Raw genomic sequence first — 22,812 nt, 5'->3', positions numbered from 1 at the left:
AAACAATGAAGACTATCGCCTCGTGCCCCCTCCCTGACAGCGTGCAGCGCCCACAATATGATAGACAAAGGCTGCGTTCGCGGATTGTGCACTTTGGTTTTGGCGCCTTTCACCGCGCGCACCAGGCGCTGTTAACCGACCGGGTGCTCAACCAGCACGGCGGCGATTGGGGCATCTGCGAAATCAGCCTGTTTAGCGGCGATGTCCTGATGAGTCAGCTGCGTCAGCAGGATCATTTGTTTACCGTGATGGAAAAAAGCGCGGCGGGTAACCAGCCGATTATTATCGGCGCGGTCCATGAGTGCCTGAACGCAAAGCTGGATTCACTCGCCGCCATTATCGAAAAATTCTGCGAACCCCAGGTGGCAATCGTCTCGCTGACCATTACCGAAAAAGGGTATTGCCTCGATCCGGCCACCGGCCATCTCGATTTCACCCAGCCGCGCATCGTGCACGATCTGCAATCGCCGGACGAACCGCATTCCGCGCCGGGGATCCTCGTTGAAGCGCTGCACCGTCGCCGCGCGCGCGGCCTGCCGGCGTTTACCGTGCTTTCCTGCGACAACATTCCGGATAACGGCCACGTCGTCAAAAACGCCGTGCTGGATATGGCGACCCGCCGCGATCCGCAGCTGGCGAGCTGGATTGCTGAACACGTCAGCTTCCCCGGCACCATGGTCGATCGTATCGTCCCGGCGGCCACCGACGCCTCACTGGCTGAAATCACCCGCGAACTTGGCGTTGAAGATCCCTGCGCTATCAGCTGCGAACCGTTTATTCAGTGGGTAATTGAAGACAACTTCGTCGCCGGTCGCCCCGACTGGGGTAGCGTCGGCGCGCAAATGGTCGACAACGTGCTGCCGTGGGAAGAGATGAAGCTGCGTATGCTCAACGGCAGCCACTCCTTCCTTGCCTATCTGGGCTATCTGGCGGGTTACGCGCACATCAGCGACTGTATGCAGGACGCGTCCTATCGCCGCGCCGCACGCCACCTGATGATGGCCGAACAGGCCCCCACGCTGAGCATTTCCGGCGTCGATCTCGGTGCCTACGCCGATAGCCTGATCGACCGCTTCAGTAACCCGGCGTTGCAGCATCGCACCTGGCAGATAGCCATGGACGGTAGCCAAAAACTGCCGCAGCGTCTGCTTGACGGTATTCGTATTCACCTGAAAAACGGCAGCCGTTGGCCGCTGCTGGCGCTGGGCGTTGCTGGCTGGATGCGCTACGTCAGCGGTATTGACGATGCGGGCGAGCCAATAGATGTGCGCGATCCGCTGGCGGAAAAAATTCGCGGCATCGTTGCCAACAGCGATGACGAAAGCCGGGTTACCGCACTGCTGACGCTCCAGGAAGTTTTCGGCAGCGACCTGCCGGCCAACCCACTGTTTGTGCAAGCCGTTGAACAAGCATGGCAAAGCCTGGTCCACGAAGGTGCACGCCAGGCAGTGCTGACGGCGCTGAACCGTTAACATTTCCTGCCATAACGCGGGCCGATTTTCACGTGGCCCGCTTCTCCCCTTCTCTTTTCATCCCGTTTTCGTCAGGATAGAGTGATCTCGTTAACACTTTTTCTTATCCCGGAGCTCTCGTGACGAAAACCAATCTGATCACCGGCTTTCTCGGCAGCGGTAAAACCACCTCGATTCTGCATCTGCTGGCACATAAACCCGCCGATGAAAAATGGGCCGTGCTGGTCAATGAATTTGGCGAAGTCGGTATCGACGGCGCACTGCTGGCCGACAGCGGCGCATTGCTAAAAGAGATCCCCGGTGGCTGCATGTGCTGCGTCAACGGCCTGCCGATGCATGTAGGATTAAACACGCTGCTGCGCCAGGGCAAACCGGATCGTCTGCTGATTGAGCCCACGGGTCTGGGTCACCCGAAGCAGATCCTCGATCTGCTGACCGCCCCGGTGTACGAGCCATGGATCGACCTGCGCGCCACGCTGTGTGTGGTAGACCCGCGCCAGCTTCTGGATGAAAAAATCCTGCATAACGAAAACTTCCGCGATCAGCTGGCGGCGGCTGACATCATCGTCAGCAACAAAGCCGACCGCGCAACGGCAGAAAGCCAGCGGGCAATGGCCGACTGGTGGCAGCATAACGGCAGCACGCGCCTGCACGTGGAAGCGACGCAGGGCAATATTGATGTTGCTCTGCTTGATACCCCGCGCCACAACCTGAGCGAGCTGCGCGCCAGCGCCGCCCATGCGCATTCACATCCCTCGAACAAAGGTCTGGCCGCCTTAAGCCTGCCGGCGCACCAGCGCTGGCGTCGCAGCGTCAATGAGGGCCAGGGCTACTATGCCTGCGGCTGGATTTTTGATGCCGACACCACTTTTGATACCATCGGCCTGCTCGAATGGGCGCGGCTGGCTCCGGTCGCCAGGCTGAAAGCGGTGATGCGTATTCCTGAGGGCCTGGTGCGTATTAACCGCCAGGGGGCCGATCTGCATATTGAAACGCAGAATGTCGCTCCGCCCGACAGCCGAATCGAGCTCATTCACGACGCGCAGTGCGACTGGAATGCACTACAATCCGCGCTGTTGAAACTTCGTTTAGGGTAATGCCGCTAAGGTTTCCTGCGAGATTAACTGCGGTGAATTTGATAATGCGAACACGTTTTCCCTTGATTTTGTTACTGAACGCCGCCGGCGTGGCGTTATTTATGTCCTGGTATCTGCCTGCCAATCACGGGTTGTGGTCGACCGCGGACCTGGCTATTTTTCAATTATTTAATCAAGGGTTAACGCCGGATAACCTCGGCTATGCGTGGTTTTTAGCCATTATTAACAACCGCGCGTTCGACGGCTGTTCGCTGCTGGCAATGGGCTGCCTGATGCTGAGCTTCTGGGTTAAAGAAAACGGCGAAGGCCGTCGACGTATCGTCATTATTGGCCTGGTCATGCTGCTGGCGGCGGTCATCATTAATCAGCTGGCCCAGCATCTGATGCCGGTCACCCGTAGCAGCCCATCGGTTTCCGTCCCCGGCGTACACCGCGTCAGCGATTTTATTGCCTTCTCCACCAAAGACGGTTCACGCGACAGTTTCCCCGGCGACCACGGAATGATGCTGCTGATATTTGCCACCTTCATGTGGCGCTATTTTGGTCGTAAAGCGTTCGCTATTTCACTGGTTATTTTTGTGGTTTTCGCTTTCCCGCGCGTAATGATCGGCGCCCACTGGTTTACCGATATCGCCGTCGGCTCGCTCACCGCCGTACTGATTGGCGTACCGTGGGTGTTAATGACGCCATTAAGCGATACCCTCATTTCGCTATTTGAGCGAAATTTACCCAATTTCGCCAAACTGAAATTAGGTCACTAAATAACCATTGTGTCTGACACAGCAAAGAGAGGGCCACGGCCCTCTTTTTCATTTCTTATATATTTTTTATCAATGTAATCTTCCGGTCACAATATTCACCAGAATAATGAATGAGTTGCCCATTTTCTGTCCACTGCAGGCGTTTTTTTACCCATTCACAAATTTTAACTTTGTGTATCACTATTTCTTATAAAAAATAGGGCAAAAGCGCTCGCAATGCCGCTTTCGTTAAGGTAATCTCATTCGCGTTTGTCGCTTCGAAGGGCAATTATTGCGTTCTTAAATTAAAGTTTGTGCGCTGCGCCACAAAACTGAATTCAAAGAATTGTCTCATTGATTGCGTGTATTTAGTCTCAGACGCGTTTGGCATTTTTTATAACGGCTACGGTCGTTAAGGACTTCAAGGGAAAACAACGAAAATGGTCAAATCTCAGCCGATTTTGAGATATATCTTGCGAGCGATTCCAGCAGTAGCAGTTGCGGTTCTGCTTTCTGCCTGTAGTTCAACCGGTAATACCGCAAAGAATATGCATTCTGAGACGCTTGGTGTGGGTAGCGGTGATACCTCTTCACTGCAAGCCTCTCAGGATGAATTTGAAAGTATGGTGCGTAACCTCGACGTGAAATCACGTCTGATGGAGCAATACGCAGGCTGGAAAGGCGTCCGTTACCGTCTGGGTGGCGACACCAAACGCGGCATCGACTGCTCCAGCTTCGTCCAGCGCACCTTCCGCGAACAGTTTGGTTTAGAGCTGCCGCGCTCCACCTGGGAGCAGCAGGAAACGGGCAAATCCGTTTCGCGCAGTCAGCTTCGTACCGGTGACTTAGTACTGTTCCGCGCAGGCTCAACCGGCCGTCACGTTGGCATTTATATTGGTAACAACCAGTTCGTTCATGCATCCACCAGCAGCGGTGTGACCATTTCCAGCATGAATGAGCCATACTGGAACAAGCGTTACAACGAAGCTCGCCGCGTGTTGAGCCGTTCGTAATGGCCCTTACCGCCGGTTTCCCTTGGCTGGCGGTAAGCATAAAAAAAGCACTGCTCTGGCAGTGCTTTTTTTATGCTTCATCAGTATTCTTTTCTTTAGAGTTCCGTAGCATAGAGAAGTTGCATGTTTACCCGTTACTCATCAATTAACCGCCGAATTGTATTCACCAGCATTATTGCTGGGCTACTGATTGCCCTGGTTGCCGGGGTGGCGCAGTTTTCTATTTTTCATCATCGCCGTTCCGAGCAGTTTGATACTACCATCTCAAGCCTGCAAAACTACCTGAACAGCTATTTCAGCCAAATCCTCGTCACCATCGATTCGCTCCAGCCGCTCACGGTGAACGCCTGTGAAGAGGTCTCTTCAGAACTGACCGCCCGGGCCGCCTTTAGTATGAACGTGCGCGCCTTTCTGCTGGTAAAAAACCACGTCGCCTACTGTTCCTCTGCGACCGGGCCGATGTCGATGCCGCTTAAGGATCTGGTTCCGGATCTCGACCTGAGCAAAAACCACGTGATGGGGATCCTCTCCGGCACGCCGATGATGCCGACCACTCCGGCCTTTGTGCTGTGGGTCAAAAGCCCGCTGCTGGAAAATCGCGGCGTTTTCGCCTCAATTAACGCCAACTTAATGCCGTGGGTGCTCTACTCATCGAAACAAACGCCCTACAACGGCGTGGCACTGGTGGTGAACGGTAAGACGGCCATTTCCACGTTTAGCAGCAAACCTATCGCGTTGAGCGAAATTACCGATACCCCGGTTCGGCACGTGAAAATCAAGGGCGTCCCGCTGGAAGTGTATCTGTACAGCAACGCCTCCAGCACCGATAACTCGCTGTATGCCCTGCTATTAGGTCTGGCCTGTGGGCTGATTGGCGGCATGCTGTGCTTCTATATCCTGACCATCCGCTCGCGGCCGGGAAAAGAGATTCTTTCCGCCATTAAGCATCGCCAGTTTTACGTGGTTTATCAGCCGGTCGTGAATGCTAAAAATCAGCAGATTGGCGGCGTCGAGGCGCTGATGCGCTGGTCACACCCAACGGCGGGCAATATTCCGCCGGATGCTTTTATCAGCTTTGCCGAAGCGCAGAACCTGATTGTGCCCCTGACACAGCATCTGTTCGAGCTGATTGCCGCCGATGCGCAGACGCTAAAAGACATTCTGCCGCCGGGAGCCAAACTTGGTATCAACATCGCGCCGGGGCATCTGCACGCCGAGAGCTTCCAGCAGGATATACGCAAGCTGTCGGCCAGCCTGCCGGATAACTACTTCCAGCTGGTACTGGAGATTACCGAACGCGACATGCTGCACCAGGAAAAGGCGATGAGCCTGTTTTCCTGGCTGCGCAGTGAAGGCATTGAAGTGGCAATTGATGATTTCGGCACCGGCCACAGCGCCCTCATCTACCTTGAGCGCTTTACCCTCGATTACCTGAAAATCGACCGCGGTTTTGTGAGCGCAATTGGTCGCGAGACCATTACGTCCCCGGTACTCGATGCCGTGCTGACGCTAACCCGGAGGCTGAATATTGTCACCGTGGCCGAAGGGGTTGAAACCGAAGAACAGGCCGCGTGGCTGCGGGACCACGGCGTCAATTACCTCCAGGGCTACCTGATAAGCCGCCCGCTGGCGCTCAACGACCTGATGGCGGAATACCGTAAGCCCGCAAAGTATTTCACACAAGATTGACGGTCTATTAAGATTTCGTGATAAAAGGTGTGTTCAATCAAGCTGTTTCATCGCGGGGTGCCCCTATTGTGATCGTAGCGCGTATCTGTTTTGCCCTGCTGCTGTGCGCTTTCTCGACGCAGGCGCAGGCGATAAAAGAAAGCTTCGCGTTTGCGGTGATCGGCGAGCCGAAATACCCTATCGACTTCCATCATTTCGATTACGTCAATCCCGCGGCACCGAAGGGGGGAAACGTCACGCTGGCGGCCATCGGCACCTTCGATAACTTTAACCGTTACGCTCTGCGCGGCAATGCCGCCGTCCGTACCGAATCGCTGTACGATGCGCTATACACCACCTCTGACGACGAGCCGGGTAGCTACTACCCGCTGGTTGCCGAGCATGCACGCTATGCCGATGATTTTTCGTGGGTGGAGCTGACGCTTAACCCGCGCGCACGTTTTCATGACGGCAGCCCGATAACCGCCCGCGATGTCGCGTTCACCTTCCAGAAATTCATGACGGAAGGCGTACCGCAGTTTCGGCTGATCTATAAAGGCACCACCGTTAAAGCGATTGCCCCGCTCACCGTACGCATTGTGCTGGCCAAACCCGGCAAAGAGGACATGCTGGGGCTGTTTACCCTGCCCATCCTACCGGAAGCGTTCTGGAAAGATCATAAACTGAGCGATCCCTTAAGCACACCGCCGCTGGCCAGCGGTCCCTACCGCATCAGCGGTTGGAAAATGGGGCAGTATATTATTTACTCCCGCGTGAAAGACTATTGGGGTGCCGATTTAGCGGTAAACCGCGGGCGCTGGAATTTTGACTCGCTGCGCTACGATTATTATCTCGACGATAACGTCGCGTTCGAAGCCTTTAAGGCAGGTGCCTACGATGTACGCACCGAAAGCAGCGCCAAAAACTGGGCAACCCGCTATATCGGCAAAAACTTCGCCAGCGGCTATATCGTCAAGAATGAACAGAAAAACGATGCTGCACAGGATACCCGCTGGCTGGCATTTAATATCCAGCGTCCCGTATTCGCCGACCGGCGAGTGCGTCAGGCGGTAAGCATGGCGTTTGATTTTGAGTGGATGAACAAAGCGTTGTTCTACAACGCCTACAGCCGCCCCAATAGCTATTTTCAGAACACCGAATACGCCGCCCGCGGCTACCCGACCGCCGACGAGTTAATCCTGCTGGGGCCGCTTAAAGACGCGCTGCCGCCGGAGGTATTCAGCGCTATTTATCAGCCACCCACCTCACGCGGCGACGGTTTCGATCGCCAAAACCTGCTGCAAGCAGGACAGTTGTTGAACGAGGCGGGCTGGGTGCTGAAAGGCCAACAGCGGGTCAACGAAAAAACCGGCCAGCCCCTGCGTTTTGAGCTGCTGCTGCCGTCCGGCGGTAACGACCAGTGGGTGATGCCATTCCAGCATAATTTACAGCGCCTGGGCATTACGATGGATGTCCGCCAGACCGATATCTCGCAGGTCACTAACCGCATGCGTAGCCGCGACTACGACATGATGCCACGGCTATGGCGAGCGATGCCGTGGCCCAGTGGGGATTTACAGATTTCGTGGTCATCAGCCTATATCAACTCGTCCTACAACGCCCCCGGCGTCGCCAGCCCGGCGATCGACAGCCTGATTGACCAGATCATCCGCTGGCAGGGTAACAAGCAAAAGCTGGTGCCGCTTGGCCGCGCGCTTGACCGAGTGTTAACCTGGAACTATTACATGCTGCCGATGTGGTATATGTCGGGCAGCCGCACCGCCTACTGGGATAAGTTCGCCTACCCGGCCGTACATCCGCTGTATAACGCCGGCATCGATGCCCCCGGCTTCGACACCTGGTGGTATGACGTCAATAAAGCGGCGCGTCTGCCCGCCTCCCGACGCTAAGGAGAGAACATGGCCGCCTATTTGGTACGTCGACTGCTGCTGATTATCCCAACCCTGTGGGCCATCATCACGCTGAACTTCTTTATTGTGCAAATCGCCCCCGGCGGCCCGGTCGATCAGGCCATTGCCGCAGTAGAGTTTGGTCAGCAGGGCAGCCTGCCCGGCGGCGGAGGCGGTATGGGCGGCGGCCAGTCGCGCGCGGGGGTCAGCAATATTGCCGAAAGCCAGTATCGTGGCGGCCGCGGCCTCGACCCTGAAGTGATTGCTGAAATCACCCAGCGCTACGGCTTTGATAAACCGCTGCACGAGCGTTACTTCAAGATGCTCGGTGACTATCTGCGCTTCGATTTTGGCAACAGCCTGTTCCGCAATGCCTCAGTGATGCAACTGATGAAAGAGAGCCTGCCGGTATCGGTGACGCTGGGGCTCTGGAGCACCTTGATCATCTACCTGGTCTCGATACCGCTCGGCATCCGCAAAGCGGTGTATAACGGTAGCCGCTTCGATATCTGGAGCAGTACCGGGATTATTATCGGCTACGCCATTCCGGCGTTTCTGTTCGCCATCGTCCTGATCGTGTTGTTCGCTGGCGGCAGCTACTACGATATTTTCCCGCTGCGTGGGCTGGTGTCGGCGAATTTCGCTGCCCTGCCGTGGTATCAGAAAATCACCGACTATCTTTGGCACATTACGCTACCGGTGCTGGCAACGGTCATCGGCGGCTTTGCCGCGCTGACCATGCTGACCAAGAACGCTTTTCTTGATGAAATCCGCAAGCAGTACGTGGTCACGGCACGGGCGAAAGGCGTCAGCGAGCGGCAAATTCTGTGGAAGCACATCTTTCGCAACGCCATGCTGCTGGTGATCGCTGGCTTCCCCGCGACCTTTATCAGCATGTTCTTCACCGGTTCGTTGCTGATTGAGGTGATGTTCTCGCTGAACGGCCTGGGTCTGCTGGGCTATGAGGCGACCGTCTCACGCGATTATCCGGTCATGTTCGGCACGCTGTATATCTTTACTCTGATAGGCCTGCTGCTGAATATCGTCAGTGACATCAGCTATACGCTGGTCGATCCCCGTATTGATTTTGAGGGCCGCTAGTCATGACCCTAAGCTCCGTTAATCAGGCACGCTGGGCGCGCTTTTGCCACAACCGCCGTGGCTACTGGTCGCTGTGGATTTTTCTGGCACTCTTTATCTGCAGCCTGTGTGCAGAGCTGATCGCCAACGATCGGCCGCTGCTGGTGAGCTATCAGGGCAGCCTGTATACACCGGTATTGAAAACCTACAGTGAAAAAACCTTCGGCGGCGCGTTTGCCACTGCCGCCGACTACCAGGATCCGTGGCTCCAGCAGCGTCTGGCGCAAAACGGCTGGGTGCTGTGGGCCCCGGTGCGTTTTGGCGCCAGCAGCATTAACTACGCCACCACGACCCCCTTCCCGTCGCCGCCGTCGCGGCAGAACTGGCTGGGCACCGACGCCAATGGTCGCGACGTGCTGGCGCGCATTCTTTACGGAACCCGTATCTCGCTGCTGTTTGGTCTGATTCTGACCGTCTGCTCCAGCGTCATGGGCGTGCTCGTCGGCGCGATTCAGGGCTACTATGGCGGGCGCGTCGACCTCTGGGGCCAGCGTTTTATTGAGGTATGGTCGGGAATGCCGACGCTGTTTCTGATAATCCTGCTATCAAGCGTCGTACAGCCCAACTTCTGGTGGCTGTTGGCCATCACCGTGCTGTTCGGCTGGATGTCGCTGGTTGGGGTAGTGCGGGCGGAGTTTTTGCGTACCCGTAACTTCGACTATATCCGCGCGGCCCAGGCGCTGGGCGTGGGCGACCGCAGTATTATCCTGCGCCATATGCTGCCCAATGCGATGGTCGCCACCCTGACCTTTATTCCGTTTATTCTCTGTAGCTCCATTACCACCCTCACCTCGCTGGATTTTCTCGGCTTTGGGCTGCCGCTCGGCTCGCCTTCATTGGGTGAACTGCTGTTACAGGGCAAAAATAATCTACAGGCCCCCTGGCTTGGGATCGCCGGTTTTCTTTGCGTCGCCGTCCTGCTGTCGCTGCTGATTTTTATCGGTGAAGCGGTGCGCGATGCCTGCGATCCTTCTAAGGCGGTATAAGATGCAGCAGCCACTTCTGGAAATCGACAACCTTTCTATCGCCTTTCGCCAGCAGGGTGTGACCACCACCGTCGTCGAGCAGCTCTCGCTGTCGCTGAACGCCGGTGAAACGCTGGCGCTGGTCGGTGAATCGGGTTCAGGGAAAAGCGTCTCGGCGCTGTCCATTCTGCGCCTGCTACCGGAGCCACCGGTCAGCTATCCGACCGGTGATATCCGCTTTGCCGGCGAGTCGCTGCTCCATGCCAGCCCGCAAACCCTGCGCGGGGTGCGCGGAAACCGCATCGCCATGATCTTCCAGGAACCGATGGTGTCGTTAAATCCGCTGCACACGCTGGAAAAACAGCTCGGCGAGGTGCTGTCGCTGCACCGAGGGATGCGTAAAGAGGCAGCGCGCGGCGAAATTCTCGACTGCCTGGAGCGCGTTGGCATCCGTCATGCTTTAAAACGGCTGGCGGACTACCCGCACCAGCTTTCCGGCGGCGAACGTCAGCGGGTAATGATTGCCATGGCCCTTCTCACCCGCCCGGAGCTGCTGATTGCCGATGAGCCCACCACCGCGCTGGACGTTTCGGTACAGGCGCAAATTCTTCAGCTGCTGCGCGAGCTGCGCGCGGAGCTCAATATGGGGCTATTGTTCATTACGCATAACCTGAGCATCGTGCGCAAATTGGCCGACCGGGTGGCGGTGATGCAGCACGGACGCTGCGTTGAACAAAACGCATCAACGGCGCTGTTCGCAGCCCCCCAGCATCCGTACACCCGCAGGCTGCTCGACAGCGAGCCCACCGGCGAGCCCTGCGCCCTTCCCCCGGACGCCGTGCCGCTACTCGAAGTGAATCAGCTCAGCGTGGCATTTCCTGTGCGTAAAGGCATTCTACGGCGGATCGTTGACCAGAATCAGGTGGTGAAAAACCTGAGCTTTACTCTGCGAGCCGGTGAAACGCTGGGTCTGGTAGGGGAATCGGGTTCAGGTAAAAGTACGACCGGGCTGGCGCTGCTGCGGCTGATTGCTTCTCAGGGTGAGATTCGCTTCACCGGTGAAGCCCTTCAGGGGCGCAATCGCCAGCAGATGCTACCGCTACGCCATCGTATTCAGGTGGTATTTCAGGACCCCAATTCGTCGCTCAACCCGCGGCTGACCGCGCTACAGATTATTGAGGAAGGTCTGCGGGTGCACCAGCCGTCGCTGTCGTCGGCCGAACGCGAACAGCAGGTTATCCACGTCATGCAGGAAGTGGGGTTAGATCCCGACACCCGCCAGCGCTACCCGGCGGCTTTTTCCGGCGGGCAACGGCAGCGCATCGCCATCGCGCGGGCGCTAATCCTCAAACCGCAGCTGATCGTGCTGGACGAACCCACCTCATCGCTCGATCGCACCGTTCAGTCACAGATCCTGGCGCTGCTCAAGGCGTTACAGGAAAAGCATGGTCTGGCCTATATCTTTATCAGCCACGATTTGCAGGTTGTCCGATCGCTGTGCCACCAGGTCATCGTGTTGCGGCAGGGAGAGGTTGTCGAGCAGGGTGAATGTCGGCGCGTTTTTACCGAACCCAGGCAGGCGTATACGCGTCAGCTCATCGCGCTGAGCTGACGGTTAAAACGGATTGTTACCGGAAAACGGCTCAGCAATGGCGACGCCAAAGTTTTTCAGACGGCAGGTCGCGGCAAATTCGTCCTGGCGCTTCACAAACAGGCACGGCTCGCCTTCGCACTCCAGCACGGAGCAGTCGACGGAGATATCCGTGAGCGCCTGGCTAAGCGAGTGCATCACCGGCCAGGCGCTGTCGCCGTCCGGACTTAAAAGCTTGAGCGCCACCAGCGCGTTTTCGCCCGCCGTGCCATTTTGCGGAATCGGTTCAACTTTGGAACCTGCAAAACCCGCAGACCAGCGATAGTCCTGCGGCAGTCGATGTACGATTGATAGCTGTAATGTCATTACGTTCTTTCCCCGGAAGCAACAGTGCTTCACAATTATTTCACATCCATATTAACACATTGTTGACAAATCGTCCTGCATCCAGCAAAAAAACGCCTGCATTCAACATTCTTCTTACGACATCATTCGGTGTACTGATGCATTTGCGCGCTATATGTACCCGTATCTGTGATCTAACGCAATCTTTTTATCTACAACAATGTGACTTTTTACATTAATGGATTTTACATAAAAGAAACATTACACCCCAGCGGCAATGCAATTTCTGTTGATATGTATCAACAAAGGGGCGTATTTCGCCCCTGCAAAAAGCTGACTAGTGCGACGCTTTGCGCGGTCGACTGGCGTAGAGATAGAAGAGGATGGAACAGGAGGCGCAGAGCGCAATGGAAATGAGCATCGGCCAGGCGGTGGTAAAGGTGGCCATCGACAGCAGCGCACCCACAATGGCGCCGATACCGAAGCGGAAGGTGCCAGCCAGCGAAGAGGCCGTACCGGCCATATGCGGAAACTCATCAAGAATGACCGCCATGGCGTTAGAAGAAACCATCGACACGCAGCCGATAAACGCCGCAATCCCCAGCACCAGCGACCAGAAGCCGACGTCCAGCAGCGCGGTGACCACCATCCAGATAGCCATCGCAAACTGAATCAGCAGCCCGGCGCGGAACATCCATAGCGCCCCCACCCGGCGGACGAAGCGGCTGTTGATCGTGGTAGTAATAAAGAGGAAAACGATGTTCAGCGCGAAATAATAGCCAAAGTGCTGCGGCGAAACGTGGTTCAACTCGATGTAAACAAACGGCCCGGCGCTCAGGAACGAGAACATTGCCGCAAAGCTAAAGCCGCTAGCCAGCATGTACGCCAGCACCCGCTTGTGGCGGAACAGCGAAGCAAAGTTGCCGAGCGTGGTGCTTAGGCGAAACGGCTGACGCCGCTCAACCGGCAGCGTTTCATCGATAAAGAAGTAGATCATCGCCGACGCCAGCAGCGCCGCTAACGCCAGAATCCAGAAGATTGCATGCCAGCTAAACCACACCAGTACCGCACCGCCGACCATCGGCGCCACCAGCGGCGCGATGGTGGTCACCAGCATGACAAACGACATCATGCGCGAGAACTCTTCTTTTGGATAAATATCGCGCATCAGGGCGTTTATCACCACGCTTGCCGCTGCCGCCGCCAGACCGTGGAAGAAACGCGTGGTGATGAGGTAGTCGATTGTCGGTGCTAGCGCACAGGCCACCGCCGCCGCGGCAAAGATCAGCGTGCCGCCGAGGATCACCGGCTTGCGTCCCAGGCTATCGGCCATCGGGCCATACAGCAACTGGCCAAGCGCAAAGCCGAGAATATAGGTGCTGAGGGTCATCTGCGCGCTGCCGGCCGGAACGCCAAACTGCGCGGAAATGACCGGCAGCGCCGGAAGGTACATGTCGATCGACAGCGGCATTAACATGGCCAGAAGGCCAAGAATAAAAACAATCTTTAACGACGAGCGCGGCCTGGACGTCACAATCTACCTCTAATGAGTGGGTTAGCGCATTGGGGCGCCAACGCTGGCGATTTCTTCTGCGGTTAATGGGCGGTATTCCCCTGGCTCCAGCGTGGGGTCGAGGGCTATCTCGCCGATGCGTTCACGATGCAGCCCTACGACGTGGTTGCCCACGGCGGCAAACATCCGTTTTACCTGGTGGTAACGGCCTTCGCTGATGGTCAGACGCACTTCAGTAGGCGTCACCACTTCCAGCACGGCGGGTTTGGTGAGATCTTTTTCATTGTGCAGCTGCACACCTTTGGCAAACTGCGCGGCGGTATCATCGCTTACCGGGTTTTCCAGCGTCACCAGATAGGTTTTTTCGCAGTGGTGACGCGGCGAGGTGATGCGATGAGACCATTGACCGTCGTCGGTCATCAGCACCAGCCCGGTCGTGTCGATATCCAGACGCCCCGCAGCATGCAGCTTGTGCGCTACCGGTTCATCAAGGAAATACAGCACCGTCGGGTGATCCGGATCTTCGGTTGAGCAGACATAGCCCTGAGGCTTGTTGAGCATAAAATAGCGCGGGCCGCTCTGCTGCGTCAGCGAATTGCCTTCATAGGCCACGCTATGTTCGGGTTGCAGTTTGAAGGCGGTATCGCGTACCACTTCGTCATCAACGGTCACGTGGTGCCCGCGGATCAAACGCCCGGCAATAGCACGGCTGACGCCGAGTTGCTGAGCGATAAACTTATCAAGTCGCATGAAGTATTTTTAGCCTGTAATAGTGCCGGGTGCCGGACGAAACGTCCGCAAAAGGAGTAGTAACAATCGTTAAGTATAACGGGCTTGTTATCCCACTCAAGCGAAAAGATTCATGGCATACTATTTGGCTATTAAGGACTAACATCACGGCAATGACTTTTACACTACGTCCCTATCAACAGGAAGCGGTTGACGCCACCCTGGCCTACTTTCGCCGCCATACCGAACCTGCGGTTATCGTGCTCCCCACCGGCGCAGGCAAAAGTCTGGTCATCGCCGAGCTGGCGCGGCTGGCGCGCGGCCGCGTTCTGGTGCTGGCTCACGTGAAAGAGCTGGTCGCACAGAACCATGCCAAATACTGCGCGCTCGGGCTGGAAGCCGATATTTATGCCGCCGGGCTGAAACGCAAAGAGAGTCACGGTAAGGTGGTTTTTGGCAGCGTACAGTCCGTAGCGCGAAATCTTGACCATTTTCAGGGGGAGTTTTCGCTGCTGATCGTCGACGAATGCCACCGCATCAGCGACGACGACGATAGTCAGTACCAGCAAATCCTCGGCCACCTGCAAAAGGTCAATCCGCAGATCCGCCTGCTCGGACTCACGGCAACGCCCTTCCGCCTCGGCAAAGGCTGGATTTATCAGTTCCACTATCATGGTATGGTGCGCGGCGATAAAAATGCCCTGTTCCGCGACTGTATCTACGAGCTGCCGCTGCGCTACATGATAAAGCACGGCTACCTGACGCCGCCGGAACGGCTGGACATGCCGGTCGTGCAGTACGATTTCAGCCGCCTGCAGGCCAACAGCAATGGCCTGTTTAGCGAGGCGGATCTCAACCGTGAACTCAAACAGCAGCAGCGCATCACGCCGCACATTATTAGCCAGATAGAAGAGTTCGCACAGACGCGCAAAGGGGTGATGATCTTCGCCGCCACCGTTGAACACGCCCGGGAAATCACCGGCCTGCTGCCCGCCGATGATGCCGCGCTGATCACCGGCGAAACGCCGGGGCCGCAGCGCGACAGCCTGATTGAGGCGTTTAAAAACCAGCGGTTCCGCTACCTGGTGAACGTCGCGGTCCTGACGACCGGCTTTGATGCGCCGCACGTCGATCTGATTGCTATCCTGCGCCCAACGGAATCGATCAGTCTGTATCAACAGATTGTCGGCCGCGGCCTGCGGCTGGCGCCGGGGAAAACGGACTGTCTGATTCTGGATTACGCCGGCAACCCACACGACCTGTACGCCCCGGAAGTGGGGGCACCCAAAGGTAAAAGCGATAACGTGCCGGTACAGGTATTCTGCCCTGGCTGCGGCTTTGCCAATACCTTCTGGGGCAAAATGACCGCCGACGGCACGCTCATTGAGCATTTTGGCCGCCGCTGCCAGGGCTGGCTTGAGGATGATGAAGGCCACCGCGAGCAGTGCGACTACCGCTTCCGCTTTAAAAACTGCCCGCAGTGTAACGCCGAGAACGATATTGCCGCCCGCCGCTGTCGCGAGTGCGACACCGTACTGGTGGACCCGGACGATATGCTGAAGGCGGCGCTGAAGCTAAAAGACGCGCTGGTGCTGCGCTGTAGCGGCATGGTGTTACAGGACGGGATGGACGAAAAAGGTGGCTGGCTGAAAATCACCTATTACGACGAAGATGGTGCCGACGTCAGCGAACGCTTCCGCCTGCACACACCCGCACAGAAAACGGCGTTTGAGCAGCTGTTTATTCGCCCGCATACCCGTACGCCCGGCGTACCGCTGCGCTGGATAACGCCCGCCGATATCCTCAGCCAGCAGGCTCTGCTGCGGGCACCGGATTTTATCGTCGCCCGCAAAAAAGGCCCCTACTGGCAGGTGCGGGAAAAGATCTTCGACTATGAAGGGCGCTACCGCCGGGCCAACGAACTACGCTAGCTGTGCGTTTGCTTCACCCACACCAAGCGATCGACAGCAAAACCGAGGCCGCGGGCAATGTTCAGGTAATTCTGACGTACCTGCGGCGGCAGCGTCGGCGTGCGCGACAGAATCCACAGATAGTCGCGGTTGGGCCCGCTGACCAGCGCATATTGGTATTCATCATCCAACGCAATCACGTTGTAGCCACCGTAGAACGGACCAAAGAAGGAAACCTTCAGCGCTGCCGTCGTGGGCTCACCGGTAAAATACGCCTTCCCTTCACTCAGCTTCCACTCGCCTTTCTGCGGGTCGAAGCCGCGGTTGGCGACAGAAATCCCGCCGTCGGCCCGTTTGCCATAGGTTGCATTAACCTGCTCCAATCCCCGTTCAAAGCGGTTCTCCAGGCGAGCAATCTCATACCACTTGCCCAGATAACGGCTCGCGTCAAAATCATTAATGGGCGTGACGCCTTTCGGCGGCGTCGGCGAGCGGCAGGCCACCAGCGCCAAAGAAATAGCCACCCCCGTCACGATGGGCCATATTCTCATGTCTCCTCCTGTCAAAAATGGCTCGCCTTAAGTGTAGAGGATAGAAAAGCCGCGTGGTCAAATTCAGACAAGGGAGCGAGCCCTGGCGTAACGCCCTCTGCCCGGTGAGGTTTTCATTGCCCGCCCGGGGAATCGAAGCTATAATGCCGCCCGCTTTCACATCCGTGAAGCAGATCATTTGCCTGCTGCTGGGTCGCCTGTAGCAGGATTAATCAAGAGAGCTATTCAATGTTTACTATCGAAGCACAAGCACGTAAAGAGCAGGGTAAGGGTGCGAGCCGCCGCCTGCGCGCAGCTAACAAGTTCCCGGCTATCATTTATGGTGGCGAAGCAGCTCCGGTTGCTATCGAACTGGACCACGACAAGCTGTGGAACCTGCAGAACAACGCTGAATTTTACAGCGAAGTTCTGACCATCGTTGTTGATGGTAAAGAAGAAAAAGTTAAAGCTCAGGCGGTGCAGCGTCACCCGTTCAAGCCGAAACTGTCTCACATCGACTTCGTACGCGCTTAATCGCTAACGAATCTACGTGATGAAAGAACGGCTCCTTATGGGAGCCGTTTTTTTTTACTTCGATGCGGCATCCCGCACAATCTTCTCCGTACCTGTCGCCGATATCACGGCATCATTCACGCCGTCTTTCAGCGTAATTCCGCTCACCTGCGCAAAGTTCCACGCTTTCCCGGCAGGATCGAAAGTGACCTGCGTAAACTGACTGTCTCGCAGGAAGCTAATATTGCTCGCCTGGGTATGGCGAAACTTCACGTTGTGGAACGCAATATCCTGATGATAAGCATCGCGCGCATAGGTAATGCCGTACGCTTGCGTCATTTCCTGCGCGGTCATGCCGTCAACCAGAATACTTTTCTTCGCTGCCGTACCGTCCACGGAGACGTTCTCCACGGTCACGTTGCGGAACTGCGCAGGCTCGGCCGCTGGCGTGGTGTCGTTAACATCCGCGCTGTATTTAATAGTGAAAATAAAGGGTTCTTTCGCCAGGTCTTTCATGGCGTTATTACGGAATACCACCTCACGTGCGCCGCCGCCGTAATAAGGGCGACTTTTCATGCGCAGGCCGATATCGGTCAGGTACATCACGTTATCTTCGGCGATAATTTTTTCTATCCACGCGCCGGTATGACTACCGGTTACCACTGCGCCGTGCGCTTTGCGGAAATAGTTGTTAAAGATCCACGCGCCGCTTTGCGCCTTCTGAGCAAAAGTTTCCACGCCTTTCCCGTAGCCCGCGGCGAAATTCATGCCGTCATCGCCGGTATCAAAGAAGTTGTTAAACACCAGGCCATGCTGACTGTTGCCCAGCTCAATGCCGTCGGCGTTATTACCGTCGAAAGTTTTATGGCTAAGCGCATTGAAGGCGAGATTCTCCGACTCCAGCACCATAATGCCGTGGAAGGCCGGATTCAGGATGGTAAGACCTTCCAGATAAAGATTGCGCACGCCGCGCAGCGTCATCAGGCTAGAACGACGGTTTTTATACGCGCTATCGCGGTCCATGCCTTCCGCTACCGCCTGCTCGGTCTGATTTTTTGCCAGTACGCCATCTTCCCCGACTTTCTTCGCATTACTGGCGCGATACTGCGGCAGGGTATTGCCCAGTTCATCCACTATCGATTCCGCCCCGCCCGCCTTCACGCCGCGCGTCCAGCCGTTGCCATCAACGGTACCCTTACCGACCAGACGAATATTCTGGAAGGTTCCCGCATGCGAGCTACCGCGATCGTTCGCTTCCAGTGCGTTAATCAGCGACGGTGGGCGCTTCGGCAACGGATTATCGGTGTAGGGATAGAGGAAATAACCTTTGCTCATCGGGTAGTCTGCCGGATTATCCGAGCCTAGCAGGGTTGCCCCTTCGGCGATTTCCAGCGTCATGTCGCTGTGCAGGAACAGGGCGCCGGTTTTAAAGACGCCATCGCGAATCGTCACCTTACACCCCTGGGGATAAGCAGCAAGCGTGCAGCTGTCGATCGCCTTTTGTAACGCCGTCGTGTTCAGCGTTTTGCCATCGCCTATCGCCCCCACGCTTTTCACATCAATCACGTGCGGTGTTTTGGTCGTACGCAGCGTTATTGGCTGGCTGTCAGCAGACTCTTTTCCATCGGCATAGACGGCGCGAACCGTGAAGCGATACTGCGTATCGGCCTTCAGGCCATCGGCGGTGAAACTGCGCAGATCCACCTTTTGCTGCCAGCCGTCATCCAGCGTTTGGTAAAAATTATCAATGTAGGGTTTAGCCGGCGAGTAAACGTCCTGGTTATCCCGCACGCTGCCCACAAACGTCCCGTCGCGGTAGATATGGTAATCGACCACCTTTTCTGCCTCGGCGAGCGGCTTTTCCCATACCAACACCGCGTGCGTATCATCGGCGGAGAGTACCGGCGACTGGACATTCTGTGGGGCCGCAGATCCCTCGCGCTGTGCCGCAGCGCTATTATCACAGCCGCTGAGCGCACCAGCGAAGACGATCGCCAAGGCTAACGCGATCCGGGAGTGTCTGAAGGTATTGTGCATGTTTAATTATCCTCTCAGTTACCCGCGGCATCAGGCAAAAAATACCGCGGCCATAGGCCGTTCTTTGCTAAAACGGCCCTCCTTTATCGAATCAAAATAACTTTGCATATAAAATGAAACGCATTTTTATTTATTTTGTTAAGAAATAACTGAGAGTAAGGTCAAAATTCAACCCGTTAAGGCGCGGTGTGATAGCAGAATTGCGAGTGGGGTCACTCAAGATACGCGAATGCGGGGATAGACAGAGCCCGCAGCAGTGCGTGCGGGCTCTGAGGGGTTAACTCTTGCCTGAGGTCCGGCGCTGTAGCTGGTCGCGCAGGTTTGGAGGCGTGCCTTTAATGGTCAGCGTGTCGGTCGCAGGGTCCCAGAAAATACGCTCACCCAGCAGCATGGCGTCGAAGTTAATCGTCAGGCCGCCGCCGCTGCCGGCAAATTTAGTCAGCTGACGCAGCGTGCTGCGATCCGCCGGGAAGCTCTCTTCCAGCTCGTAGCCTTTTTCGGCGGTAAACTCGCTGAAGCTCACTTCACTCACGCCAGACAGCTCTTTAGACAGCGATTCCAGCTCGATTTCTTCCCCAGCCTGCAGTTGTTCGTTGCAGTAGGCGTAAACCTGCTGACGCACGTTCTGACGTTCGTTTTTATCCAGCTCCGCTTCAGCGGCAAAATCGTCCAGCGCCTGCAGCAGGCCACGGTTCTGCACCTTGGCGTTAAGGCCCTCGCTGGCGCCGAGGAAGTCCATAAAGAAGTCGGCAACTTTGCGGCCGACGCGGCCTTTGAGGAAGGTCAGATAGCGGGTTGACTCCGGATTAGTTTCCCACTCGGTTAAATCAATACGCGCCACGATATCCGCGTGGTTAATGTCCAGGTAGTGGGTCGCGCTGATATCCAGCTGTTCGTTAACGCGCATACTGCTCAGGTTATTGAGCACCGCCACCAGCAGGTATTCCACCGCCAGATAACGATAGTGGCAAAACAGCACGATGCCGCCGTCGGCAAACGGATACTTCGCCAGTTCGTCACGCAGACGGCCGGTGGCCGCACGGCTGAACGCCAGGAAGTCTTCCTCGCCCTGACGCTGCAGTTTCAGCGCCTGCGCCAGCTCGCTTTCTTCAGTAAACAGGCCGTAGGCCTTGTTCTTTGCGCTGTACACCCGATGCAACTCTGCCATCATTTCTTCAACCGGCGCGGTTGGCTCCAGCAGCGTGTCGCGCAGCACCACGTCAAGGTTTTGCTCGTCGCGTTTGACGAGCTGATGCAAAGCAATCTGGTCGATATCCAGACTCATGTTAAACTCTCCTTAATGATCGGGTGTATTCAACCACCCCCGATGTCACTGTGCAACACGCACTTTACCGAGGTCGCGGCAGTATAATGCGCAAAGGATAACGCGTTACGCCGAAAAAAAGCGGAAAAAATGCTGCTGCTACGGTAATATACTGCCCTTTAATGAACAGACAGATTTCGATTTATGCCACAACAATCCCGCTATAGTGATGAACACGTAGAACAGCTGCTGAGCGAGCTGGCTAACGTGCTGGAACAACATAAAACCCCGACCGACCTTTCGCTGATGGTTCTGGGTAATATGGTGACCAACCTGATTAACAGCAGCGTAGCTCCGGCTCAACGCCAGGCTATCGCACGTTCTTTTGCCCAGGCGCTGCAATCTTCCATTGATAGCGATCCTGCGCACTAAGGGTACAAGCAACAGTTTATGGTGACACATCGTCAGCCCTATCGAGAAAAAGTCTCCCAGATGGTTAGCTGGGGGCACTGGTTCGCCCTGTTCAACATGCTGTTGGCCATGGTGCTCGGTAGCCGCTATCTGTTTGTTGCCGACTGGCCGACAACGCTGGCCGGACGCGTTTTCTCCTACATCAGCCTTGTCGGGCACTTCAGCTTTCTGGTGTTCTCTGCCTACCTGCTGATACTGTTCCCCCTGACCTTTGTCGTCATGTCCCAGCGCCTGATGCGCTTCTTGTCCGCCATTCTGGCGACGGCGGGCATGACGCTGCTGCTTATCGATAGCGAGGTCTTTACCCGCTTCCACCTGCACCTTAATCCGGTGGTGTGGGAGCTGGTGATCAACCCCGATCAAAACGAGACGGCCCGCGACTGGCAGCTCATGTTTATCAGCGTGCCGGTTATCCTGCTCGTAGAAATGCTCTTTGCAACCTGGAGCTGGCAGAAGCTACGCAGCCTGACGCGCCGCCGCCACTATGCGCGCCCGGTGGCATGGTTCTTCTTTGCGTCCTTTATTGCCTCGCACGTGATGTATATCTGGGCGGATGCGAACTTCTATCGCCCGATTACCATGCAGCGCGCTAACCTGCCGCTTTCCTATCCGATGACGGCCCGCCGCTTCCTGGAAAAACACGGTCTGCTCGACGCCCAGGACTACCAGCGCCGTCTGGTTGAACAGGGCGATCCTGAAGCCGTCACCGTACAATATCCGCTTAGCGATCTGCGCTTCCGCGATATGGGTGCCGGGCAGAACGTACTGCTGATTACCGTCGATGGCCTGAACTACTCACGGTTCGAAAAACAGATGCCATCGCTGGCGCATTTTGCCCACGATAACGTCAACTTTACCCAACATATGAGCGCCGGGAATACCGCCGATAACGGTCTCTTCGGACTGTTCTACGGTATTTCACCAACCTACATGGATGGCGTCCTGGCCGCGCGTATTCCCGCGGCGCTGATCAGCGCGCTGAACCAGCAGGGCTACCAGCTGGGGCTGTTCTCTTCCGACGGTTTTGAAAGCCCGATTTATCGTCAGGCGCTGCTGTCCGACTTCTCGCTGCCGCCGGGCAAAGCGCAGAACGATACGCAAACGGCGAACCAGTGGATTAACTGGCTGAAGAACAATGCCCAGGATGAGAACCGCTGGTTCTCGTGGGTATCGTTTAACGGCACCAGCGTCAGTAACGCGCAGGCAACCGATCAGCAGTACGGCCGCGCGGCCGCCCAGGTTGATGAACAAATTAGCCGCGTGCTGGACGCCCTGCGTGACTCAGGCAAGCTGAAGGATACGGTCGTCATTATTACCGCTGGCCACGGCGTCGCGCTGAACGGGCAGAATAATAGCTTCGAGTGGTCACGCGCGCAGCTTCAGGTTCCGCTGGTCATCCACTGGCCGGGCACACCGGCGCAGCGCATTGGTTTGCTGACCAACCATAAAGATATTATGACGACGCTGATGCAGCGCCTGCTGCACGTCAGTACGTCGGCCAACGAATACTCGCAGGGGCAGGACCTGTTCAGCGCAGCTCGCCGTCATAACTGGGTCACCTCAGCGGATAACGACTCGCTGGCCATTACGACCCCGACGATGACCGTGGTGCTCGATCGTAACGGTCACTATAAAACCTGGACCGCCGAAGGCGAGCGCGTGCGTGACCAGAAAGCGCAGCTCAGCCTGCTGTTACAGGTGTTAACAGAGGAAAAACGCTTTATCGCTAACTGATTGATTAATTATGAATCAATCGGCAAGCCGACGACTTGCAATCAGCGATAAAAGCGGTAGTATGGCCTTCATGCGTCGGCACGTAGCGCAGCCTGGTAGCGCACCGTCATGGGGTGTCGGGGGTCGGAGGTTCAAATCCTCTCGTGCCGACCAAAAAGTCAAAAAAAACC

The 22,812-nt window shown here is 56.4% G+C and carries 19 protein-coding genes and 1 tRNA gene; 14 read left to right on the top strand and 6 right to left on the bottom strand.

The genetic code is table 11. From position 1 onward, the window contains the following. The first annotated feature begins 5 nt into the window (after positions 1-5). The 9 genes from V6942_RS16065 to yejF all read left to right on the top strand — a co-directional run bounded on the left by V6942_RS16065 (position 6) and on the right by yejF (position 11,617). Positions 6-1,472, top strand: coding sequence for a fructuronate reductase (locus V6942_RS16065; protein ID WP_333501482.1), 1,467 nt, complete (start codon positions 6-8; stop codon positions 1,470-1,472). A gap of 119 nt (positions 1,473-1,591) precedes the next feature. Continuing rightward, positions 1,592-2,569, top strand: coding sequence for a GTP-binding protein (locus V6942_RS16060; protein WP_333501481.1), 978 nt, complete (start codon positions 1,592-1,594; stop codon positions 2,567-2,569). Between the two features lie 44 nt (positions 2,570-2,613). Beyond that, complete coding sequence (locus V6942_RS16055; protein WP_181357951.1) at positions 2,614-3,330, top strand: phosphatase PAP2 family protein; 717 nt, start codon at positions 2,614-2,616, stop codon at positions 3,328-3,330. A gap of 419 nt (positions 3,331-3,749) precedes the next feature. After that, the gene (gene mepS, locus V6942_RS16050; protein ID WP_106924382.1) at positions 3,750-4,322 is read left to right on the top strand and encodes a bifunctional murein DD-endopeptidase/murein LD-carboxypeptidase; all 573 of its coding nucleotides are present in this window, start codon (positions 3,750-3,752) and stop codon (positions 4,320-4,322) included. A gap of 123 nt (positions 4,323-4,445) precedes the next feature. After that, positions 4,446-6,011 (top strand): cyclic di-GMP phosphodiesterase, encoded by a 1,566-nt coding sequence (locus tag V6942_RS16045; protein WP_333501480.1) that lies wholly within the window; start codon positions 4,446-4,448, stop codon positions 6,009-6,011. Between the two features lie 68 nt (positions 6,012-6,079). After that, a complete protein-coding gene (locus V6942_RS16040; RefSeq protein WP_333501479.1) occupies positions 6,080-7,900 on the top strand; it encodes an extracellular solute-binding protein in 1,821 nt (606 codons plus the stop codon). A gap of 9 nt (positions 7,901-7,909) precedes the next feature. Then, entirely contained in the window at positions 7,910-9,001 is a 1,092-nt protein-coding gene (locus V6942_RS16035; protein WP_333501478.1) for a microcin C ABC transporter permease YejB, read from the top strand. 2 nt (positions 9,002-9,003) lie between these two features. Beyond that, the gene (locus tag V6942_RS16030) at positions 9,004-10,026 is read left to right on the top strand and encodes a microcin C ABC transporter permease (RefSeq protein WP_333501477.1); all 1,023 of its coding nucleotides are present in this window, start codon (positions 9,004-9,006) and stop codon (positions 10,024-10,026) included. A 1-nt stretch (position 10,027) separates the two neighbouring features. After that, positions 10,028-11,617: a microcin C ABC transporter ATP-binding protein YejF gene (yejF, locus tag V6942_RS16025; protein ID WP_333501476.1), complete on the top strand. Its 1,590-nt coding sequence runs from the start codon at positions 10,028-10,030 to the stop codon at positions 11,615-11,617. A 3-nt stretch (positions 11,618-11,620) separates the two neighbouring features. Here yejF and V6942_RS16020 read toward each other — a convergent pair whose 3' ends face one another. From V6942_RS16020 to rsuA, 3 genes are all read right to left on the bottom strand, one after another. Further along, positions 11,621-11,962 carry a YejG family protein gene (locus tag V6942_RS16020; RefSeq protein ID WP_106924377.1) on the bottom strand — a complete coding sequence of 114 codons (342 nt, stop codon included), beginning with the start codon at positions 11,960-11,962 and terminating at the stop codon, positions 11,621-11,623. A 316-nt stretch (positions 11,963-12,278) separates the two neighbouring features. After that, positions 12,279-13,475 carry a Bcr/CflA family multidrug efflux MFS transporter gene (locus V6942_RS16015; protein ID WP_106924376.1) on the bottom strand — a complete coding sequence of 399 codons (1,197 nt, stop codon included), beginning with the start codon at positions 13,473-13,475 and terminating at the stop codon, positions 12,279-12,281. A 21-nt stretch (positions 13,476-13,496) separates the two neighbouring features. Next, positions 13,497-14,204: a 16S rRNA pseudouridine(516) synthase RsuA gene (rsuA, locus tag V6942_RS16010; protein WP_106924375.1), complete on the bottom strand. Its 708-nt coding sequence runs from the start codon at positions 14,202-14,204 to the stop codon at positions 13,497-13,499. A gap of 152 nt (positions 14,205-14,356) precedes the next feature. Here rsuA and V6942_RS16005 point away from each other — a divergent pair, with 152 nt between their 5' ends. Further along, positions 14,357-16,114: a DEAD/DEAH box helicase gene (locus V6942_RS16005; RefSeq protein ID WP_333501475.1), complete on the top strand. Its 1,758-nt coding sequence runs from the start codon at positions 14,357-14,359 to the stop codon at positions 16,112-16,114. Here the strand turns inward: V6942_RS16005 and V6942_RS16000 are convergent. Continuing rightward, positions 16,111-16,644, bottom strand: coding sequence for a lipocalin family protein (locus V6942_RS16000; RefSeq protein ID WP_106924373.1), 534 nt, complete (start codon positions 16,642-16,644; stop codon positions 16,111-16,113). The genes V6942_RS16005 and V6942_RS16000 overlap by 4 nt on opposite strands. 228 nt (positions 16,645-16,872) lie before the next feature. Here V6942_RS16000 and rplY point away from each other — a divergent pair, with 228 nt between their 5' ends. After that, positions 16,873-17,157: a 50S ribosomal protein L25 gene (gene rplY, locus V6942_RS15995; protein WP_106924372.1), complete on the top strand. Its 285-nt coding sequence runs from the start codon at positions 16,873-16,875 to the stop codon at positions 17,155-17,157. Between the two features lie 54 nt (positions 17,158-17,211). On the opposite strand, the gene V6942_RS15990 is transcribed toward rplY, so the two are convergent. Next, the gene (locus V6942_RS15990) at positions 17,212-19,173 is read right to left on the bottom strand and encodes a glycosyl hydrolase family 28 protein (RefSeq protein WP_106924371.1); all 1,962 of its coding nucleotides are present in this window, start codon (positions 19,171-19,173) and stop codon (positions 17,212-17,214) included. A gap of 277 nt (positions 19,174-19,450) precedes the next feature. Next, positions 19,451-20,458 carry a nucleoid-associated protein YejK gene (yejK, locus tag V6942_RS15985; protein WP_106924370.1) on the bottom strand — a complete coding sequence of 336 codons (1,008 nt, stop codon included), beginning with the start codon at positions 20,456-20,458 and terminating at the stop codon, positions 19,451-19,453. Between the two features lie 183 nt (positions 20,459-20,641). On the opposite strand from yejK, the gene V6942_RS15980 reads away from it, so the two are divergent. The 3 genes from V6942_RS15980 to V6942_RS15970 all read left to right on the top strand — a co-directional run bounded on the left by V6942_RS15980 (position 20,642) and on the right by V6942_RS15970 (position 22,795). After that, on the top strand, positions 20,642-20,869 hold the full coding sequence (locus tag V6942_RS15980) for a YejL family protein (RefSeq protein ID WP_333501474.1): 228 nt from the start codon (positions 20,642-20,644) through the stop codon (positions 20,867-20,869). Positions 20,870-20,887: 18 nt separating this feature from the next. Continuing rightward, a complete protein-coding gene (gene yejM / locus V6942_RS15975; RefSeq protein WP_333501473.1) occupies positions 20,888-22,642 on the top strand; it encodes an LPS biosynthesis-modulating metalloenzyme YejM in 1,755 nt (584 codons plus the stop codon). A 76-nt stretch (positions 22,643-22,718) separates the two neighbouring features. Continuing rightward, positions 22,719-22,795 (top strand) — tRNA-Pro (locus V6942_RS15970). Positions 22,796-22,812 lie beyond the last annotated feature (17 nt).

It is taken from the genome of Kluyvera genomosp. 2 (genome assembly GCF_036759865.1).
GTDB lineage: Bacteria > Pseudomonadota > Gammaproteobacteria > Enterobacterales > Enterobacteriaceae > Kluyvera > Kluyvera ascorbata_B.
The sequence above is the reverse complement of the archived record's forward strand: the minus strand, read 5'-3'. Positions and strand labels throughout refer to the sequence as shown.

Bases quoted from the DNA above. Each gene is read 5' to 3' on its own strand.
- V6942_RS16065 (WP_333501482.1), top strand. From the start codon at position 6: ATGAAGACTATCGCCTCGTGCCCCCTCCCTGACAGCGTGCAGCGCCCA.
- V6942_RS16055 (WP_181357951.1), top strand. From the start codon at position 2,614: ATGCGAACACGTTTTCCCTTGATTTTGTTACTGAACGCCGCCGGCGTG.
- V6942_RS16035 (WP_333501478.1), top strand. From the start codon at position 7,910: ATGGCCGCCTATTTGGTACGTCGACTGCTGCTGATTATCCCAACCCTG.
- yejM (WP_333501473.1), top strand. From the start codon at position 20,888: ATGGTGACACATCGTCAGCCCTATCGAGAAAAAGTCTCCCAGATGGTT.
- V6942_RS16030 (WP_333501477.1), top strand. From the start codon at position 9,004: ATGACCCTAAGCTCCGTTAATCAGGCACGCTGGGCGCGCTTTTGCCAC.
- V6942_RS15990 (WP_106924371.1), bottom strand. From the start codon at position 19,173: ATGCACAATACCTTCAGACACTCCCGGATCGCGTTAGCCTTGGCGATC.
- yejF (WP_333501476.1), top strand. From the start codon at position 10,028: ATGCAGCAGCCACTTCTGGAAATCGACAACCTTTCTATCGCCTTTCGC.
- V6942_RS16000 (WP_106924373.1), bottom strand. From the start codon at position 16,644: ATGAGAATATGGCCCATCGTGACGGGGGTGGCTATTTCTTTGGCGCTG.
- V6942_RS15980 (WP_333501474.1), top strand. From the start codon at position 20,642: ATGCCACAACAATCCCGCTATAGTGATGAACACGTAGAACAGCTGCTG.
- rsuA (WP_106924375.1), bottom strand. From the start codon at position 14,204: ATGCGACTTGATAAGTTTATCGCTCAGCAACTCGGCGTCAGCCGTGCT.
- rplY (WP_106924372.1), top strand. From the start codon at position 16,873: ATGTTTACTATCGAAGCACAAGCACGTAAAGAGCAGGGTAAGGGTGCG.
- yejK (WP_106924370.1), bottom strand. From the start codon at position 20,458: ATGAGTCTGGATATCGACCAGATTGCTTTGCATCAGCTCGTCAAACGC.
- V6942_RS16005 (WP_333501475.1), top strand. From the start codon at position 14,357: ATGACTTTTACACTACGTCCCTATCAACAGGAAGCGGTTGACGCCACC.
- mepS (WP_106924382.1), top strand. From the start codon at position 3,750: ATGGTCAAATCTCAGCCGATTTTGAGATATATCTTGCGAGCGATTCCA.
- V6942_RS16020 (WP_106924377.1), bottom strand. From the start codon at position 11,962: ATGACATTACAGCTATCAATCGTACATCGACTGCCGCAGGACTATCGC.
- V6942_RS16045 (WP_333501480.1), top strand. From the start codon at position 4,446: ATGTTTACCCGTTACTCATCAATTAACCGCCGAATTGTATTCACCAGC.